The sequence below is a fragment of the Salinispora cortesiana genome (assembly GCF_000484695.1).
Lineage (GTDB): Bacteria > Actinomycetota > Actinomycetes > Mycobacteriales > Micromonosporaceae > Micromonospora > Micromonospora cortesiana.
Map to the genome: position 1 here is coordinate 1 of NZ_AXVR01000070.1, position 18,073 is coordinate 18,073.

Annotated in this window: 14 protein-coding genes and 3 pseudogenes; 14 read left to right on the forward strand and 3 right to left on the reverse strand. The window is 67.7% G+C overall.

What is annotated here, in order from left to right; genetic code table 11:
* Positions 1–1,049: IS630 family transposase (locus tag K228_RS0121360; RefSeq protein WP_025620257.1), on the reverse strand; the 1,049-nt coding region annotated here is incomplete at its 3' end.
* 70 nt (positions 1,050–1,119) lie between these two features.
* Between K228_RS0121360 and K228_RS0121365 the strand changes: the two genes are divergently transcribed.
* Both K228_RS0121365 and K228_RS0121370 read left to right on the forward strand, forming a co-directional pair.
* Positions 1,120–1,764, forward strand: coding sequence for an MBL fold metallo-hydrolase (locus K228_RS0121365; protein ID WP_025620258.1), 645 nt, complete (start codon positions 1,120–1,122; stop codon positions 1,762–1,764).
* Positions 1,765–1,886: 122 nt separating this feature from the next.
* On the forward strand, positions 1,887–4,709 hold the full coding sequence (locus K228_RS0121370; RefSeq protein ID WP_025620259.1) for an AfsR/SARP family transcriptional regulator: 2,823 nt from the start codon (positions 1,887–1,889) through the stop codon (positions 4,707–4,709).
* 54 nt (positions 4,710–4,763) lie between these two features.
* Here K228_RS0121370 and K228_RS30460 read toward each other — a convergent pair.
* Positions 4,764–5,462 (reverse strand): annotated as a pseudogene (locus K228_RS30460) (IS1634 family transposase); the annotation flags it as partial.
* 665 nt (positions 5,463–6,127) lie between these two features.
* Here K228_RS30460 and K228_RS0121395 point away from each other — a divergent pair.
* The 11 genes and pseudogenes from K228_RS0121395 (at position 6,128) to K228_RS0121440 (ending at position 15,330) form a co-directional block, all read left to right on the forward strand.
* Entirely contained in the window at positions 6,128–6,898 is a 771-nt protein-coding gene (locus K228_RS0121395; RefSeq protein ID WP_025620261.1) for a hypothetical protein, read from the forward strand.
* Positions 6,895–7,611: a hypothetical protein gene (locus K228_RS0121400; RefSeq protein WP_025620262.1), complete on the forward strand. Its 717-nt coding sequence runs from the start codon at positions 6,895–6,897 to the stop codon at positions 7,609–7,611. Before K228_RS0121395 ends, K228_RS0121400 begins: the two co-directional genes overlap by 4 nt.
* The gene (locus K228_RS0121405) at positions 7,601–8,851 is read left to right on the forward strand and encodes an MFS transporter (RefSeq protein WP_080671653.1); all 1,251 of its coding nucleotides are present in this window, start codon (positions 7,601–7,603) and stop codon (positions 8,849–8,851) included. Before K228_RS0121400 ends, K228_RS0121405 begins: the two co-directional genes overlap by 11 nt.
* Positions 8,848–9,834: a hypothetical protein gene (locus K228_RS0121410; RefSeq protein WP_245603540.1), complete on the forward strand. Its 987-nt coding sequence runs from the start codon at positions 8,848–8,850 to the stop codon at positions 9,832–9,834. The genes K228_RS0121405 and K228_RS0121410 overlap by 4 nt, the downstream gene beginning before the upstream one ends.
* A complete protein-coding gene (locus K228_RS0121415) occupies positions 9,824–10,996 on the forward strand; it encodes a peptidase M16 family protein (RefSeq protein ID WP_025620265.1) in 1,173 nt (390 codons plus the stop codon). Before K228_RS0121410 ends, K228_RS0121415 begins: the two co-directional genes overlap by 11 nt.
* 9 nt (positions 10,997–11,005) lie before the next feature.
* Positions 11,006–11,101 (forward strand): annotated as a pseudogene (locus K228_RS29705) (short-chain dehydrogenase); the annotation flags it as partial.
* 379 nt (positions 11,102–11,480) lie between these two features.
* A complete protein-coding gene (locus K228_RS0121420) occupies positions 11,481–11,855 on the forward strand; it encodes a hypothetical protein (protein ID WP_245603541.1) in 375 nt (124 codons plus the stop codon).
* A gap of 19 nt (positions 11,856–11,874) precedes the next feature.
* Positions 11,875–13,149 (forward strand): TRM11 family SAM-dependent methyltransferase, encoded by a 1,275-nt coding sequence (locus tag K228_RS0121425; protein ID WP_029723855.1) that lies wholly within the window; start codon positions 11,875–11,877, stop codon positions 13,147–13,149.
* Positions 13,146–13,355 carry a helix-turn-helix transcriptional regulator gene (locus K228_RS0121430; RefSeq protein WP_025620268.1) on the forward strand — a complete coding sequence of 70 codons (210 nt, stop codon included), beginning with the start codon at positions 13,146–13,148 and terminating at the stop codon, positions 13,353–13,355. The genes K228_RS0121425 and K228_RS0121430 overlap by 4 nt, the downstream gene beginning before the upstream one ends.
* 4 nt (positions 13,356–13,359) lie before the next feature.
* A pseudogene (locus K228_RS0121435) lies at positions 13,360–13,902 on the forward strand (phage integrase central domain-containing protein); the annotation flags it as partial.
* A 102-nt stretch (positions 13,903–14,004) separates the two neighbouring features.
* Positions 14,005–15,330, forward strand: coding sequence for an IS701 family transposase (locus K228_RS0121440; protein ID WP_029723858.1), 1,326 nt, complete (start codon positions 14,005–14,007; stop codon positions 15,328–15,330).
* A gap of 252 nt (positions 15,331–15,582) precedes the next feature.
* Here K228_RS0121440 and K228_RS0121450 read toward each other — a convergent pair whose 3' ends face one another.
* Positions 15,583–16,938, reverse strand: a complete 1,356-nt coding sequence (locus K228_RS0121450; protein WP_025620269.1) for an IS4 family transposase — start codon at positions 16,936–16,938, stop codon at positions 15,583–15,585.
* A gap of 119 nt (positions 16,939–17,057) precedes the next feature.
* Here K228_RS0121450 and K228_RS0121455 point away from each other — a divergent pair.
* Positions 17,058–18,073, forward strand: a 1,016-nt coding sequence (locus K228_RS0121455; RefSeq protein ID WP_029723859.1) for an IS630 family transposase, incomplete at its 3' end; no start/stop codon positions are given.

Genomic DNA, 18,073 nt, shown 5'->3' on the forward strand with positions numbered 1-18,073 from the left:
TATGTGGCGAGGCTGTTGAGGATCTCGTCTGCGGTTCTGGTCCAGACGAACGGTTTCGGTTCGGTGTTCCATGCCTCGATCCAGGTCTGTACGTCGGTTTCGAGGTCGGCGAGGCTGCGGTGGCTGGAACGGCGGAGTTTGCGGTTGGTCAGTTCGGCGAACCAGCGCTCTACGAGGTTGAGCCAGGATGCTGATGTCGGGGTGAAGTGCAGGTGGAAGCGGGGGTGCGCGGCCAGCCAGCGGTGCACGGCTGGGGTCTTGTGGGTGGCGTAGTTGTCCAGGACCAGGTGCAGGTCCACGTCGGCGGGGGTGTTGGCGTCGATGATCTTCAGGAACTCCTGATGGCGGTGCCGGCGGTGCACCTGTCCGATGACCTTGCCGGTGGCCGGGTCGAACGCGGCGAACAGGCTGGCCACGCCGTGACGGACGTAGTCGTGGGTCTGCCGCGCGGGGACGGTGGGCATCATCGGCAGCATCGGCCGGGTCCGCTCCAGTGCCTGCATCTGCGATTTCTCGTCGACGCACAGCACCATCGCCTTGACCGGCGGGTCCAGGTACAGGCCCACCACGTCGCGGACCTTTTCCACGAACATCGGGTCAGCCGACAGTTTCCACGTGTCGACCAGATGCGGTTTGAGACCGAATGCCTGCCAGATCCGCGACACCGCCGTCTGTGACAGCCCGGTCTCGCGCGCCATCGACCGGGTCGACCAGTGACTGTCCTGATTGGCCGGCTGCTGTTCGAGGGTTTTGACGATCACCTCCTCGACCCGGTCGTCGCTGATCCGACGAGGCGCCCCGGGCCGAGGCTCGTCAACGAGGCCCTCCAACCGACGCGCGAGGAACCGGCTACGCCACTTGCCCACCATGTCCCGCGACACCCCAAGCCGCTGCGCGACGTGCGTGTTCACCAGGCCGTCGGCGCACAACAACACGATCTTCGACCGCAACGCCAACGCCTGCGACGACGTACCCCGCCGCGCCCACCGGGTCAGACACGCACGCTCGTCATCAGTCAGTTCCACCACACCACGCGGACGACCAGCCATACCGACAGCCTACTATCTGCCGGCGAATTAACGACTCAGGACACTAGATCGGCACCGGTACTCTTAAGACATGACGGGATACTCCGGTGTGGCTCCAGGGTTTCGCGAGCTTTCCGCGCTGACCATCAGCAAGATCTCCGTGGGGCCTGGTGACAACAACTGCTACCTGCTGCGCTGTCGATCGACCAGCAAGCAGCTCATGATCGACGCAGCCAACGAGCCGGAAGTTCTGCTCGACTTCTGCGACCGTCGCCTCGACGCCGTCGTAACCACGCACCAACATTGGGATCACTGGGAGCACGCGCTTGCCGCAGTGGTCGATGCCACTGGCGCTACGACCTACACCGGAGAGCCCGACGCACCGGCTATCGCTGTCCCCACAGACGTTCTGCTGCATGACGGCGACGTCATCACCTGCGGCGCGTTCGAGTTGCGGGTGATCCGGCTGACCGGTCACACCCCTGGCGGCGTCGCATTGCTGTTTGACGACCCGGACGGCCATCCCCATCTGTTCACCGGTGACTCGCTGTTCCCCGGCGGGGTGGGAAACACCTTCGGTGATCCCGACGCCTTCACTACCCTGTTCCAGGACGTCGAGGGCAAAATCTTCGACAAGCTGCCGGACGACACCTGGGTTTATCCGGGACACGGTGCAGACACCACGCTCGGCGCTGAGCGGCCGTCGCTCCCCGAATGGCGGTCGCGCGGCTGGTAGACGCTGGAGAGCTTCAAAGGCGGAGGCGACGCGGGGGTAGCCGGCAAGGGAACGAACGGGGACCGTTCGACAGATCCTCCGCGCGGCGGGGCGTAGGACTGTATCTGTCGGGGGCGTGGTAGATGAACTTCAAAGTGCTCGGCAACCTGGAGGTATGGGCGTCCGCGCGCCGGCTCCCCGCGCTCCCGCCCCGGCAGGAGCGTTTCCTTGCGCGCTTACTGCTGAGCCCGAACACCCTCGTGTCGATCGGTGCGCTTGCCGAGGCACTCTGGGACGGCGAACCGCCCGCCTCCGCGGAACGACAGGTGCAGAACACAGCGTCACAGTTGCGGCAGGCGTGGCTGGGTGCCGGGGTGGCCGCGGCTAAAGAGGTCCTTCGTACCGCCCGGGCCGGCTACTCCCTCGACGTGGACCTGGACCAGATCGACCTGTACCTCTTCCGCGACATGGTCGCCCAAGCCAGCGCGCTCGCCGAGGCCAGTGATCTGCTGGCGGCCGTCGCGAGATTACGGCAAGTGCTGGGACTGTGGCGTGCTCCCGCCTTCGCCGGCATCGACAGCCGGGTCATCCAGGGGAACGCGCTGCTCATCAACGAGGAGCGGCCCGCGGCCTGGGAACACTGCATGCGCTTGGAGCTGCAGGCCGGCCTACACGGTCGGGTGGTGACGGAGCTTGCCGCGCTCGTCGCCGAGTTCCCGTTCCGCGAGCAGCTCACCGGGCTGTTCATGACAGCGCTGTACCGCACGGGCCGGCAGACGGACGCGCTGCATGCCTACCAGAAAGCGCGCACCCTGCTGAATGACGAGCTGGGCATCGACCCTGGCCCAGAGCTGCAGGAACTACACAGACGCATTCTGCAGAACGGCCCGGCCTTGTTGGGCACCGCGGCGTACGAGACGGTGGCGGCCGTCCCGCCGCCGGTCCTCTCCGCCGCCATGCCGCCGGTACCGAGGCAGATTCCTCCACCAGACGGCTCCTTCACGGGCCGGCACGACGCGCTGACACTGCTAGAGCAGCACTGCGGGCAGGCGCAGGTGCTCGTGGTTGCCGGCGCGGCGGGCATGGGCAAGACTTCACTCGTCGCGCGGTGGGCCCACCAGGCCCAGGAGCGCTTCCCGGACGGTCACATCTTCCTCGACCTCCGCGGGCACAGCACGGATGCCAGCCGATCGCCGGGCGGCGTGCTCGCGCACATCCTGGAGAGCCTGAACCTGCCGCCGCAGAAGATGCCCGCCACGCTGGAGAGACGGATCGCCCTGTACCGCTCGGCCATCGCCGACAAGAAGGCACTCATCGTCCTCGACAACGCTGGCTCCATCGATCAGGTGTTGCCGGCCGTCCCGCCCGGCGGCGGCTCGCAACTGGTCGTGACCAGCCGTAACAACATGGCGGCACTGCATACCCATGTGGCTGTCAAGGGCCTCGTGCTGGAAGGACTGAGCCGCGAAGAGAGCCGGTCGGTTCTCCTCGGCGCCACCGAACCGGCGTCGGCAGCCGCCAGTCGGGCATTGGAACGCCTGCTCGATCTGTGCGGTGGGATGCCGCTGGCCTTGCGGATCCTCGCCGCGCGGTTGGTGGCGGAAACGTCCCTGACGGTCGAGGGCCTGGCTGCCGATCTCTCCCGGGGAGGTGCGTCACTCGACGGGTTCGCCATCGAGGGCGACGCGCGCAGTGTCCGCTCAGTGCTGGCGAACGCCTACGCGACCCTGTCAGCCGACGACGCCCGGCTCTTTCGCCTGCTCGCGGTCCACCCCGGCCGGCGGATGCGGCCGGGGCTGGTAGCGGCGCTCGCGGAGCTCCCGCTGTCTGTCGTGCAGCGAAGCCTCGACAACATGATCGCACTGCACCTGGTCACCGAGACCGGTGATCGTTACCTGACTATGCATGACCTGGTCCGGTCCTTCGCCGCGGAGTGTCTCGAGGCGCGCGCCGGCGATGACCGGCCGAACCAGCCTGTAGATCGTCTCTTGGGCTGGTACCTGTCCGTGGCTGCTATGGCCAACGGCACGCTGCGGCCAGACCGTGACGCCTTTGCCGACTCGACCGCGCGGGTGGAGACGTTCATCGAGCCGTTCGCCGAGGACGTCGACGCCATCAGCTTCCTCGAGGAGGAGAGCGAGAACCTGGCGCCGATCACCACTGTCGCGGTCCGCCACGACATCGAACGGGCGGTGGAGCTGATCTACCACCTGCACAGCTACTTCGTGCGGTCAGGCTTCTCAACCGCCGACGTGGACGCTTGGAAGCGGTGTGGGGCCGACGCCCACCGAATCGACCGGCCGCTCGTGCGCGCCCACCTCTACCATGCCCTCGGCGGCGCGCTCGCCGTCACTCATGACCTCGACGCCGCGGCCGGGCACCTGCGTCTGGCCACCGAGTTCTACGAGCGGGAAGGACACCCGGGCGGCGCGGCCGGCTCCCTGCTCGGCCTCGGCTTCGTCTACGAGACACAAGGTCGATACCGCGACGCGCTGACCGAGTACGAGCGGGCACTGCAACTTGCCCAGGCTGCGCAGAACACGACTCTCGTCGTGCACTCCCTCAACAACTCCGCCGACGCGCTGGTCGCCCTGGACGACATCGACGCCGGGCTCGAGCGGTTGAAGACCGGGCGCGAGCTTGCTGGGCAAGGCGGCCTGCGGCACCACGAGGCCGCGATTCTGAGCAGCATCGGCGCGCTGTTCGTTCGCAAGCGCGCCTATGCCGAAGCGTTGGAGTACCTGCATGAGGGACTCGCCCTGATGCGGCAATCCGGTTTCCGTACCGCCGAGGCGGACACCCTAGTCCGTATTGGTCATGCGGTCCTGGGCTCCGGCAACCGCACCGACGCTGTCGCGTGGTTCCGGCAGGCGCAGAAGGTCTACCGCCGGAACAACGACGCCACAGGCGAGGCAGACATGGCGCGACTGATCGGCGACCTGGCCGACAGCCCTCAGACGGCGTGAATCTCGCACCTGGGCGGCTCCGAGGCAATTGCTGCCTCCTGGGTAAACGTTGTGGGGTAGGTCGTCGCGGTGGTCCTTGGAGTGCCCGAACCTACGGAACGCGTCGGCGCCGTCGTCTTCGGTGTCGCGTTCGAAGTAGGTGCTGGTGGTGTCGAAGAACAGCAGGTCGACTTCGAGGTTGAGCAGGTTGGCCACGGCGAAGAACACCGCTTCCTGCACCCAGCCGGAGGTGTCGGCGTCGACGAGCAGGTCCATCGCCCGGTAGGCGTGGTCGTCGTCCATCGAGGCCAGGCCGCAGATGACGGTGTCCTCGCAGACCCACTTGGCGGTCGACAGCTGGTTCATCGGTGCCACCGCCCGATTGGCGACCAACGCGAACAGCACTCGTTCCATGTTGGTGGTGAACCGGCGCGCGTCCGCCGCGGCGCGCACGGCCGAGCCGACATCGAGGCGCCGCCACAGCCCGTCCAGCAGCCACACCGCTCCGATCGAGCGGGAGTCGGCGACTTCCAGAGGCGCCGCCCCGGCGGCCAGGCCTGCTTCCGCACCCGTGCCATGCCCGTCTCCGCCGAAGTGCTTGTTGATCGACGCCGCGAGCCGACGCAGCCCTTCCACGTCGACTTGGCCGACACGGCCCAGGTTCATCAGCACATCGGGCTTGATCTTGCCGTCCATACGGCGGTTGTGCGCCAGGGCGACGTAGCGCACCACGCTGCCGTCGACGTTCGTCCGTGACGTGAACCGCAGATACATGACTACGAAGAAATCACATCCCTACTGGCAGTACAAGATGTGAATCCTCAGGCGTGTTACTACACTTTCGGGCCCGCGGGCCGGTCGAAAGTCGACCTCGAGCCCGTGACCAGCAGCGACACAGAACTGATCACGCTCGTGTTCCTACGAACTGCGGAACTCGGGTTTCCCCAGCTCAACGGCGGTGGATGAAAGTTGGATGACGGTGCGATGCAAGCTCCGTGGAAGCTGATCGCAGCCGGAGCGAAGGGATCAGTACGCAGGGCACGGGGGTCGTGATCCGCTCATCACCGGCGCAACTGAAGGGAGAGCCAGCATGGAGCAGGTTGCGGAGATCATCGAGGTCATCGAGACCCTCGAAGAGACCGACGAGGGCCTGGACGCCCTGGCGTCCGTACAGGCCGGAGAGACCTGGGTCTGACCGGTCAGACCCGGGAACGCGCACGCACGACGATCGCGGGAAGGAGGAACCCACAATGGAGCAGGTTGCGGAGATCATCGAGGTCATCGAGACCCTCGAGGAGACCGAGGACGGCCTGGACGCCCTGGCGTCCGTGCAGGCGGGCGAGACCTGGGTCTGATCGGTAACCGATCAGGTTCCTACCCTGGCGCCCGGCCCTTCACAGGGCCGGGCGCCCCTCTGCCGTCAAGGGAGCGCTCAAACAATGGTCGCTGACGACTACCTCACCGAGGCCGCCAAGCTACGCGCAGCGGCTGAACAGGCTGCAGTCAAATATGGTCCCTCGTCGCAGGCGGTCGTCTTCCTCAAGTACGAGGAACTAATCCGGCTGTGGCACGCGCACGCGCACGCGCGCCCCACTCCCCCACTGTGCGACCGCCTGGCCCGGGCCGCGGAAGACATCCGCGCCGCCTACGCGCGGGAACTGACCGTTCGCCATGACCATCCCACCCGGGTGGTGAACCGAGACCCACTGGTCATCGAGTTCGACCGCACCGTGTTCGAAGACCGCTATGCCGTCGCAGCCCGCACCGCAGTCGAGCAGACCTGGCGAGTCCGCTCCGCCGAGGTTCCGGACAGCTTCGCCAGGGGCGCACCGCACATGTTCGTGATCGACGACCGAGGGGAGCTGCTCATCTGGCGACGCAAGTTCAGCTTCCGTGAACTCATCTTCGGTCGAGCGAAGTCGCAGGTCGAGGGTGTTCCCGTGGCCCACCCCATACTGGTGCCCGACCGGCTGCGCGTACGCACAGCGGGCGAGATCGTGCTGATCGGAGGTTCACAGGTGCATGCGGTGGTGGCGAACACCAAGTCCGGCCACTTCCGGCCACCACCGTCGACGGGCGCCGTAGTGCGGGAGACATGTGCCCAATTGTTCGCGATCACGACTGACCGGATCGACGTCTTCACCGTAGGTGGACTCTCCGACCAGGAGTACGCCGGCTCGACTCATCGACTCGCAGGAGTGAGCTCATGACGGCACCGGAGCGCATCCTACAAATCCCGCGGGTCGGTGTAGAGCACGAATACCGGTGGGTGATGCCCGCGACGTCGCTGGCCGACGCCGCCTCGCGCGACGAACTGCGTCACCGACTGATCCAGTTCTCCGGGCTGCGGCTGGTGGACCAGACAACGATCCTGCAGCACACCCTGTGCTTCGACGACGCGCAGTGGTCGCTGTCGGCAGCGAACTGCTCCCTCACCGCGCTGGTGAACCGGGGCGAAGGCCCCTCCTGGCTGGTGGCGAAGGAAACCGTCCAATGGGTCGACGGTCGCCGCGACGTGCTGGAGATGACCGAATACGTAGCGGACGTGAAGGCCCTGTCCAGCGCCGACATGCTCGCCGGACGGCCCGGGCAGCACCTGTCGCGAAGGGTCCACACCCTCAGTGACATCCGAGTGTTCGGATACCTAGCCCAGCGGCGCACCAAAGCCGCTCTGCTCACCGATCAGCTGACGACGCTCGCCCTCAGCTGCGATGCCGTCGAACTGCGGGACGCCACATCGAAGCTCGTGAACACCTTCGCGGTCGTGGAAGTCGAGGTGAACCAGGCGAGCCGCATCGACCTGGACGTGCTGGCCGGCGTGGCCGACAAGTTCTCTGCTCACTTCGGTCGTCCGCCCGCGCAGACGACGAAACCGCAGCTCGCCGCTGCCAGCCTCGGATGGAGCGGGTCACGTGACAACTGACAGCCCCCCAGTCACTACCGAAGCCCCCGCACACACGCCCGGACCATGGCAGGCATGGCGCATCCTGCTGCTCGCGAACGCATGCTCCCTGATCGGCAACTACGTCCAAAACCTCGCCCTTCCGCTGTGGGTGCTGGCGGTGACCGGGTCATACACAGCAGCCGGCATCACCTTCGCCGTCGGCACCCTGCCGGTGGTCGTCTGTGCGCCCCTCGCCGGCCGGATCGTCGACCGGTTCAACCGGCGGCTGGTCTTCATCACCTGCGAGTTGCTCTGCGCGCTTCTGGTACTGGTCCTCATCGGGGCGGTACGCGCCGAGAACCTCACCGTCGTCTATATCGTCGTGGCGCTCCTCAAGGCGGTGGGCAGCGCGTCCATTCCCGCCGTGCAAGCAATGCTCAAGGAGCGGTTGGCCGGCGACGACGCCCGACCGGTGATCGCCTTGTTCGAGGTCGTCTTCGGCGCGACCATGAGCCTCGGCCCGCTGATCGGCGCCGCACTCTCCGCCGGGGTCGGCATCGAAGCAGCGTTGTGGGTCAACCTCGCCTCGTTCGTCGTGGCGGGACTCCTGGCGACCTTGCTGCGTCCGTCACCGACCGAGACCGCACGTCGCACGGCGGCGCCCACGGGTGACCGGCCGACGACACGGCTGGAGCCCGTGCGATGGAGGGCTATCGACCCGAAACTACGCCGGGTCGCGCTCGCCGAGGCGGCGTACTTCCTATTCCTCGGCTCGGAGGTAGTCATCGCCCTGGCGGTGTTCGAACAATCGGTCGGCATCGCGGCGGCCGCCGTGTACCAGACGTTGGCCGGCATCGGCTGGATCGCCGCCTCCTCGTTGATCGTGCGTCGATCCACACGCCAACCACTCGTACTGTGGGCGGGGGCGGCGGTGTCCGCCGTGGCAGCCGCCGCACTCGTCCTCAGCGGCCAATCGTGGAGCTGGGCCGCGGTTGTCGTGGTGGGCCTTCTCGGCGGCGCCGGCAACGTGATGATCGCCGGCGCAGCGACCGTGGTCTACCAGTCCTTGACGTCCAACGACGTCATCGGCCGTGTCTTCGCGTTCCGCCGCGCGGTGCTGAACCTCCTGATGACCGTGTCATACGTGGCCATCCCCTTCGTCGGGGACCTAACCGCCCGCCCTGCTCTGATCCTGCTCGTCGCCGGAGCCGCGAACCTGGTGATCACCACGTTACTGTTGCTGCCCCGGCACAGCCCCAGCCCCGAACGGCAGCGATGACTAGCTTCGTATCCCTGGGCCGGGTGGCTGGCGTGCCACCCTCCCCCCGTACAGTGCGGCGGATCCCGTGGGGGACAGCCACCGAGCCGCCGGACGCGCCCGGCCTGACCGCCCTGACCTGCGCCGCCCTCTTCGGGAGGGACGCATACCGGGTCGGCTATCGCAGCACCGCGGTCAGCCTGCCGACAGACGGCACCCCCCGCCTACTCGACCAGCGGCTGAGCAGCGCTTACCTCGACACTCTCCGGCGGGCACTCGTCACGCAGCGGGCCCAACAGATGAGTGACCGCGGCCGACTGCTCCAACGGGCACTTCACCTAGCGGCCTGGGGCGAAGCCTGCGTGGCTGCGCTTCCGACCGCCGCTGCGGCGACCGCGATCACCGACCCGCAGATCATCGACTGCGCCCGCGACGTCATGGGCTTCCTCCACACCGATGCAGGTCAAAACAGCCACCCGGATCCGCTGCCCTGGCGCGGGGGGCTGTACTACGGCGCCCGCAACCAGCATCGACTCGCCATAGGGGTACAAACCCCCTGGCCCGACGGACGAGACGGCGCAGGCGCTGCCCCGCTCGCCGCCGCGTATCTGGGTAGACTCGGCACGCCTGGCGTTCTGGTCCAGATGCTCGCAGGGCGTCAGATTCCGTACTACGCCGCTGCGGCGATGCCTCTTCAGGAGCACGGCGTCGCCTGTCTCAGCATCGGCCTCAGCACGGTGGCCGCCCACGTGGTGGCGCTCGTCGACACCGTACGACACGTGATGCGTGGCATCCATGATGCGGGGATCCCCGAGGCGCAGTTGCCCTACCTGCGGCAGAGCGTCGCGCTGCACGCAGCGATCCATTCCTCACCCGATCCGCTCCCGCCGCCACCCGGCGATTCCGTCGCGCTCGCCGACCGCGGCGTTCCAGCCGTCGCCGTGGTAGGCCACCTGCCTGAGTCCACCCTGACGCAGCTACGCGAGGCCGTTCATGGATGGTGAGATCCTCCAGCTGTCAGGGCCGGCCGGTGCGGTGATCGTGGCGCATCGACCGGAATCCTCGACAACCTCCCTGGTCGCCACCTACGCGCGCGGCTTCGGCCACGACCCCGCAGACACGCCAGGAGTGGCCCACCTGCACGAACACCTGTACCTGGCGACCCTGCGCTCGGTCATGACCGCGCCCATCGTGGCGCACGCCCAAACCCATGCGGACACGATGAAGGTCTCGGCCACCGTACTGACAGAGGCCAGCTCAGATCTGGTCACTGCGCTGACTACCGCCTCCCAGCTGCTCGCCGCAGGAAGAATCGATGACGACGTCCGGCTACGCGAGTGCCGAGCAATCGATGTCGAACTGTCCGAGTGGTTCGGTAACCCGCTGCTCGTCACCGGGCACAAGCTCGCCGCACTAGCAACCCAGCGACACCAACTGGCCCGGTTCGACGAGTGCCGCATCGGTGGCAGCTCCGCCATAACAGCGCAGGATCTGCGAGCGCATGCAGCCCGGCACGAAGCGATTTACCCCGAGCGGCTGGTGATCGTCGGTTCCCGGCCGGCGGAAGAGTGGCTGCCCGTGGCGGACACCCTCAGGGCACCCAGCTTCGCACCCGATCCGACTACGAACGCACCCGCAGATGAACCCGCCACCCCTCGATCGGACTTGTCCGGCTCTGACACTCGCGTATACGTCGGCATCCCGCTCCACCCGGGCACCCCGGGAAACGCCGAGGCAGCACAGCTCGCCGCCCAGATCCTGCTGCACGAGCGAGGCCCACTCGCCGAAGTAGGCAAGCGTGTGGGGGCCCGGTTCCGGGGAGGCTCGGTCGTTCCCGGAGCAGGCCGTGTCGTTGTCACCGGCAGCTGGCTCGTCGAGGACGCACGGCAGCGGGAAGCGATCGGCATCGCGATGAGCCAGCACAGCGGGCAAGCGGCACCGGCGTTGATCGCGACACAGGCGGCGGCTCTACCGGAGCGACGTAGCGCCGCGGTGACCAACCCCGGAACGCTTGCCGCCACGGTCGATGCCTGGCAATCCGGTTATGGCATCGACCCGACTGCCACCAGCACACCCTGTGCGGACATGATCGACCGCTGCGTCCGCACCGGCTGGAACCAGGCCGTGCTCGTCGGAGCCAAACCGGCGCGCAGCGGGCCGTTCTGACCCCGTGCGGACGCTGCCGCCGACACCCCCGTGTGGCTGGCCACGCTGCCAGATGACGGGCCCACTGGCGGCCTCTTCCACGAGCGCCAGCCATTGCCATGGTAAGCCCACGGACATGGCGCCCTGCCCTGGAGCACCTGCACCGCAACGCTCCACTGCGCTTCGGTCTACTGGATTCGGCCGGCGCCTCAGGCGTGGCCTAGCTGCTAGCTGGCGTGGTCGCCGCCGCCCACCCTGCCGCCAGAGCCCTGCCCGGAGAGTTGCGACGGACCAGACAGCGTGGCGCCAGGCCCGATTCGAGTAGCCCGAAACGCAAACGATCATGAAGGATCGGGCCACCTGGCGGCGCCGACGGTGGCGAGCGCCCACGACTTGCGACATGTCGAACCGGATCGTCCGCAGTGTTATCGGGGGGCGATTCAAAACCACACCCGAACGCCGGACGCGCCACGCTGTTCGCCGTCCCGGTCCACGTGTCGATCTGATGCTGGCGACCCTGCCGCAGGGCGCACGGGGCCTCGGCCGGGACGACGTGGCCACGGCGATGAGCACCTGGCGGCCCCTGCTACGCCCCGGCGGTTTCCTGCTTGTCGGACTCGCCAGCCGGCAATCTCAGCCGGGCGAGTTCAGCCAGCGTGCCACGGTCATCGCCGCCGCCCGCGCCGCCGGGTTCTTTTACCACCAGCACATCCCCGCCGTCCTCGTCCCGCTGCCCGAGCACGAGCCGCGCACCGCCCCGGAACGCCCCGACGAAGCCGACGACGGGCGGCGTCTGCTCGCGGGCCGTCACCTGCCGACGTTCCGGGATCTGGTCGTGTTCGCCACCACCGCCACCGGTGAGGAGAACGCCTGTGCCTGAGTCTCGTCCGCCGTCCCAGATCGGCGGCCCCCACGACTCCGAGCCGCTCTACCCCAACACGTCCGACCTGGCCGCCCTGCTCACCGAGGGCCACCTCGGTGCGGTCTGGCTCACCGGTCAAACCGCGTCGCGCGACCTGCGGCGCGGCCGATACACCCCGGAGTCGTTGACGCACCCCGGCAAGATGCTGCCGACCATCCCCCGGTACGCCATCCGCACCTACACCAAGCCCGGCGACGTGGTGCTCGACCCCATGGCCGGTATCGGCACCACCGTTGTTGAGGCCATGCACCTCGGCCGTCACGGCGTCGGGATCGAGTACGAAGCCGAGTGGGTGACCAAGGCAGCGGACAACATCCGCCGCACCGTCGCGGCCGGAGCACCGGGCCGGGGCGAGATCTACCACGGCGACTCGACCACCCTGCCGACGCTGCTGCCGGCAAGTCTGCACCGGCGGGTCTCGCTGGTCATCACCTCACCGCCGTACGGGCCATCCACCCACGGGCACGTCCGCACCCCCGGCCCGAGGCGCGGCAAAGTCCGCAAGATCAACCACAAGTACGGCGACGGGGACAACCTCGCCTACCGCAGTCACGGCGAACTGGCGGACGGATTCAACGCGATCCTCGCCGGCTGCCGGGCTCTCCTGCGGCCCGGCGGGCACGTCGCCGTTACCGCCCGGCCCTACCGCCGCCACGGCGAACTCATCGACATCCCCGGCATGGTCGTCGCCGCCGGCATCAACGCCGGCCTCGAACTGGTCGAGGAATGCATCGCCCTCATCTGCGGCGTCCGCGACGGCGTAATCATCCCCCGCGCCTCGTTCTTCCAGCAGAAGAACGTCCGCGACGCCATCGCCACCGGCGACCCGCAATGGCTCGTCCAGCACGAAGACGTGGTGATCCTCCGCGCCCCGCTGATCTCCGCGAGTTCGGCCGAACCGACGTACTCGCGACGCGAATCCGTACTCGGTCAGCCGCACGCCCTCGGGCACCACTCGACATCGCTTCAGCCAGTCACCGGCGATGCGCGCCGTGATCACAGGCTTGATGCCTTCACCCCGCCACGCGTGGATCGACGTCCACAACCGGTGCCCCCCGCCAACGCGGGTGGCACCACCGCACCCCCGGCCCAGCCGGGCCGGGACGCTGAAAGGACATCCGACCCGTGCCTTCCCTGCCCACGTCCCATACCAGGGTCCGTACGACCAAATGCCACCGACCACCGGCGGTCTACCGACAACGACAGGGCGACCCGGCAGCCTGGCCCATCCGACGCGGCAGGCCACCGATGACCGCGCCGACCACCGCCGAATGGCGGCCCGACCCTCTCTTGACCATTGATGACGTCGCCGCCTGGCTGGGTAAGCCGAAGAACACCCTCTACGCCTGGCACAGCCGAGGCAAGGGACCTCGCGCCATCCGCGTCGGCAACACCCTGCGCTACCGGCGCAGCGAGGTCGAACGCTGGCTCGACGCCCACACCGACCCGGAGCGCTGACTTTATGGCCCGACCTCCGCTACCCATCGGCACCTGGGGCGCGATCCGCACCGAGAAGCTCGGCCCCAACCGGTACTGCGCCCGAACCCGATTCCGCGACCACGACGGCAAGACCCGCGACGTCGAGGCCACCGACACCACCGGCCCAGCCGCCATCCGGGCTCTGAAGGTCAAACTTCGCGACCGAGCCACCCCGAACGACGACGAGATCACCAGGGATACCCACGTCAGCGTCCTCGCCAGGCTTTGGTTGGACGAGATCACCGCAGAGGAACGTGTCACGTCGCAGACGATCAGTAGGTACGAGATCAGCGTGCGTGTTTCGATCGAGCCCGCCCTCGGCAACCTGCGTATCCGAGAGGCCACCGCAGGCCGCCTCGACAGGTTTCTGCGCAAGGTCGCCGAGGACCGTCCGTCAGCCGCCAAAGGCGCGAAGGTCGTCCTCGGCCAGATGTTCGCCTTGGCTGTACGCCGAGGCGCACTCACGGCCAACCCCGTGCGCGACGCGGGTCGACTGCGTAACCCGCGCCGCAAGGTGGTGGCCCTAGTACGACAGCCGCCGTTCGTGAGGTGACCTCGGATCCCGCGGGAACGAGGACGGCCACCGCATGATCGTCTGTGCGTTGTGGACACAACATCAGACCTTGCGGTGGCCGAGGGCCACAGCGTAGAGCCTGCCCGGTGGCAGCGCATCATCGACCTGGTGATCGACTCGTTCGCCGGCCGGTTCTGCCGGGTCGAGCCCCGCCGAGCAGCGGCCGGGTTTGTCACCGGGCTGTTGGCCGAGTTGGAGGTCAAGACCTGCTGGCAGGTGGCTGAGCAGGCCGGGCATGCCAGACCTGATGCGATGCAAAGGTTGCTGTTCAGGGCGAAGTGGGACGCCGACGCGGTGCGTGATGACGTGCGGCGGGTCGTCGTTGACCGGCTCGGCGACCCGGATGGTGTCCTCGTGGTCGACGAGACCGGGGATCTGAAGAAGGGCGTGCACACCGTCGGCGTGCAACGTCAGTACACCGGCACCGCTGGGCGGATCGAGAACGCCCAGGTCGGCGTGTTCCTGGCCTACGCGAGCAGACACGGTCACACCCTGATCGACCGCCGGGCCTACCTGCCGAAGTCCTGGACCGACGACCGCCAGCGGTGTGAGCAGGCCGGCGTCCCGGACGACGTCGTCTTCGCCACCCGCTCCGAGTTGGCCGACGACATGATCACCGCCGCCGTGAAGGCCCTGGTCCCGGCCCGGTGGGTTGCCGCAGACGAGGCCTACGGCAACAACACCACCCTGCGGGCCCGGCTACGCGAACTCCGCCTCGGCTACGTCCTGGCAGTCTCCTGCGATCACCTCGTGCCGATCGACGGCGGGAAGACCCGCTGCCGCGCCGACCAACTGGCGGAGAACCTGCCCACCACAGCGTGGACCCGGCGCAGTGCCGGCAACGGGTCGAAAGGGCCACGGTTCTACGACTGGGCCTGGCTGGCCGACATCGGCGCCGACGGCGACCCCGACGACGACGGCCGGCACAGCCTGCTGATCCGCCGCAACAACACCACCGGCGAACTGGCCTTCTACCGCTGCTGGACACCCCAACCGGCCACCCTCGCCCAACTCGTCGCAGTCGCCGGAGTTCGTTGGATCGTGGAAGAAGGCTTTCAGGCCGCAAAGGGCCAAGTCGGGCTTGACCAACACCAAGTCCGCCGCTGGACGTCGTGGCACCGGTTCACCACACTCGCCCTGGCAGCCCTCGCCGTCCTCGCGATCTGCGCCACCGACGCCCGATCGGCAGACCGTCCCGCTGAAACCGACATGATCGACCTGACCGTCAACGAGATCCGCCGCCTGATCAACGTCCCACCGATCCGGCCGACCCGCAACATCACCTACCGTTTGCACTGGTCACGCTGGCGACGACGACACCAAGCACGAGCCAGACAAGCCCACCACGCCCGCCGACTCACCCTCGAACTCCAACCATGATCACGAATGGCGGCTGTCGTACTAGGCGCCGAACTCATGGGACACGCAGGCCTCGAAACCACCCGGGCCTACAGCCTGCCCACCGACGCCGACCGCGAAGCCGCGATCAACAGCCTCCTCACCGACCGCTGAGCGGATTCACCGACCTATTGTCGGTCTCCGGCGTATTCCGGTCGGCCCCCGAGGATACTCCAGCCGCACCTGGTGGCGTACTAGATGCAACGCCGTTCAGTTAGGGCGGTGGCTGGTTGGTCAAGGGTCGTTGGTGATGACGTCGATGCTGGTGGTGGCCTTGTAGGTGCGGCGGTCGATGTTCGGTCCGCGGGCCTGGTACTTGGAGTTCGAGCGTTTGATCATGCGGGTCTTGGTGCGGACTCGGCGGTCGGGAAGCAGGTCGGCCAGGACACGTTCGCCGATGACACCGACCAGGTCGATGTCGGTATCGGCGATGACGCCGGCGGCGTGGACGACTTGGTCGCGGGCGGCGTTGAGTGCGGTGGTGAAACTGGCCCGGTCCGGGTCGAGGCCGGGCCGGCTGTCGGTGGCGTCGACCATGGCGGTGCGTAGCACCTGGTAGACGATCAGCAGGGCGTGGATCTCCTGGTCGACGCCGTCGGGGGTGCGGGCACGCAGGACCCGGCCGCCGAGGATGGTGGACTTCAGTTCCAGGTAGGCGGTTTCGATCTCCCATCGCTGGTGGTAGAGGGCGACGAGGTCGGCGGCCGGGTAGCGACGCGGGTCGAGCAGAGTGGTGATGAGCCGGTAGTCGCCGGTGTGGTGGCCGGCGGTGGTGGTGATGCTGATCCGGGCCTCGATCACGCGGACGTGCTGGCCGCCGATGACCGACAGCCAGGAACCGTCGCGATAGCGGCGAACCAGCGGGAGCCTGCGGCTGGTCTTGCAGCGGATCAGCAGGTCCGCTCCGGTCGCGGTGAACGCGCCGATCAGGTCGGCGGCGGCGTAGTTGCGGTCGGCTAGCAGCAGCATCCCGGCGCGTAGGCTGCGGGCGAGCTGGTGTGCTTGGGTGATCTCGCCGGTGGTGCTGGGGTCGAACACGGCGTCGATGACCGAGCGGGTGCCGCAGGTCAGCAGCGCGCTCAACCGCAGTGTGGGGTAGCCGGATCCGCCGTTGTTGCACCGGTGTTTGACGTAGCGGCGCAGGTTGGCCGGCGAGTCCGCCACGGTGATCATGGTGCCGTCGATGACGACCGGCAGCAGGCCCCGCCACCACACCGCAGCGACGGCGCCCGTGGCCACCGGGCCTCGTAACAGGTCGAACAAGGCCCGCAGTGGGGTCGGGCCGAGTCGTTGCCGGGCTTGTCGTAACGCGCTGCCGCTGGGGTCGGCCACGGGTAGCCCGCGCAGGCCGGCGACGAGTTTCGCCCACACCTGCCGGTAACCCACGTCGGCGAACAGGCAGCCGGCCAGCAGCAGGTACACCACCACCCGGGCCGGCAACAGACGGACCCGCCGCTGCGTCCGCCGGGTCGCGACGAGGACGTCATCGACCATCTCGAACGGCACAAGGCGGGTCAACTCACCGAGGTGACCCGCCGCGAACGGCCCGGCAGCTACCGTGACTGTCCGTGTTATGGCAATCTGATCCACCGAGCGGGGTTCCTGGTTCGGGTTGTCTTGGAGTGACAAACCTTGATACCGGAACCCCGCTTCTCACGCCCTGACCAACACACCATTGACCAGTCACGCCCACGCCTAACTGAACGGCATTGGTACTAGATGCGGACCGCAGGTGCCGGTGGGCGCGGCGGGGTAAGTCGTCGCAGGCGTTGGCGTTGCGGTCGAAGATCGTGTTGTTGTGCGCCGACGGCCTGGTGAACACGCACGTCGCGCAGCGGCTTGGGGTGTCGCGGGACATGGTGGGCAAGTGGCGTAGCCGGTTCCTCGCGCGTCGGTTGGAGGGCCTCGTTGACGAGCCTCGGCCCGGGGCGCCTCGTCGGATCAGCGACGACCGGGTCGAGGAGGTGATCGTCAAAACCCTCGAACAGCAGCCGGCCAATCAGGACAGTCACTGGTCGACCCGGTCGATGGCGCGCGAGACCGGGCTGTCACAGACGGCGGTGTCGCGGATCTGGCAGGCATTCGGTCTCAAACCGCATCTGGTCGACACGTGGAAACTGTCGGCTGACCCGATGTTCGTGGAAAAGGTCCGCGACGTGGTGGGCCTGTACCTGGACCCGCCGGTCAAGGCGATGGTGCTGTGCGTCGACGAGAAATCGCAGATGCAGGCACTGGAGCGGACCCGGCCGATGCTGCCGATGATGCCCACCGTCCCCGCGCGGCAGACCCACGACTACGTCCGTCACGGCGTGGCCAGCCTGTTCGCCGCGTTCGACCCGGCCACCGGCAAGGTCATCGGACAGGTGCACCGCCGGCACCGCCATCAGGAGTTCCTGAAGATCATCGACGCCAACACCCCCGCCGACGTGGACCTGCACCTGGTCCTGGACAACTACGCCACCCACAAGACCCCAGCCGTGCACCGCTGGCTGGCCGCGCACCCCCGCTTCCACCTGCACTTCACCCCGACATCAGCATCCTGGCTCAACCTCGTAGAGCGCTGGTTCGCCGAACTGACCAACCGCAAACTCCGCCGTTCCAGCCACCGCAGCCTCGCCGACCTCGAAACCGACGTACAGACCTGGATCGAGGCATGGAACACCGAACCGAAACCGTTCGTCTGGACCAGAACCGCAGACGAGATCCTCAACAGCCTCGCCACATA

What these genes read in the sequence shown, in the direction of transcription:
- K228_RS0121365 (WP_025620258.1), top strand. Translation starts at nt 1,120, where the DNA reads ATGACGGGATACTCCGGTGTGGCTCCAGGGTTTCGCGAGCTTTCCGCG.
- K228_RS0121370 (WP_025620259.1), top strand. Translation starts at nt 1,887, where the DNA reads ATGAACTTCAAAGTGCTCGGCAACCTGGAGGTATGGGCGTCCGCGCGC.
- K228_RS0121395 (WP_025620261.1), top strand. Translation starts at nt 6,128, where the DNA reads ATGGTCGCTGACGACTACCTCACCGAGGCCGCCAAGCTACGCGCAGCG.
- K228_RS0121400 (WP_025620262.1), top strand. Translation starts at nt 6,895, where the DNA reads ATGACGGCACCGGAGCGCATCCTACAAATCCCGCGGGTCGGTGTAGAG.
- K228_RS0121410 (WP_245603540.1), top strand. Translation starts at nt 8,848, where the DNA reads ATGACTAGCTTCGTATCCCTGGGCCGGGTGGCTGGCGTGCCACCCTCC.
- K228_RS0121415 (WP_025620265.1), top strand. Translation starts at nt 9,824, where the DNA reads ATGGATGGTGAGATCCTCCAGCTGTCAGGGCCGGCCGGTGCGGTGATC.
- K228_RS0121420 (WP_245603541.1), top strand. Translation starts at nt 11,481, where the DNA reads ATGCTGGCGACCCTGCCGCAGGGCGCACGGGGCCTCGGCCGGGACGAC.
- K228_RS0121430 (WP_025620268.1), top strand. Translation starts at nt 13,146, where the DNA reads ATGACCGCGCCGACCACCGCCGAATGGCGGCCCGACCCTCTCTTGACC.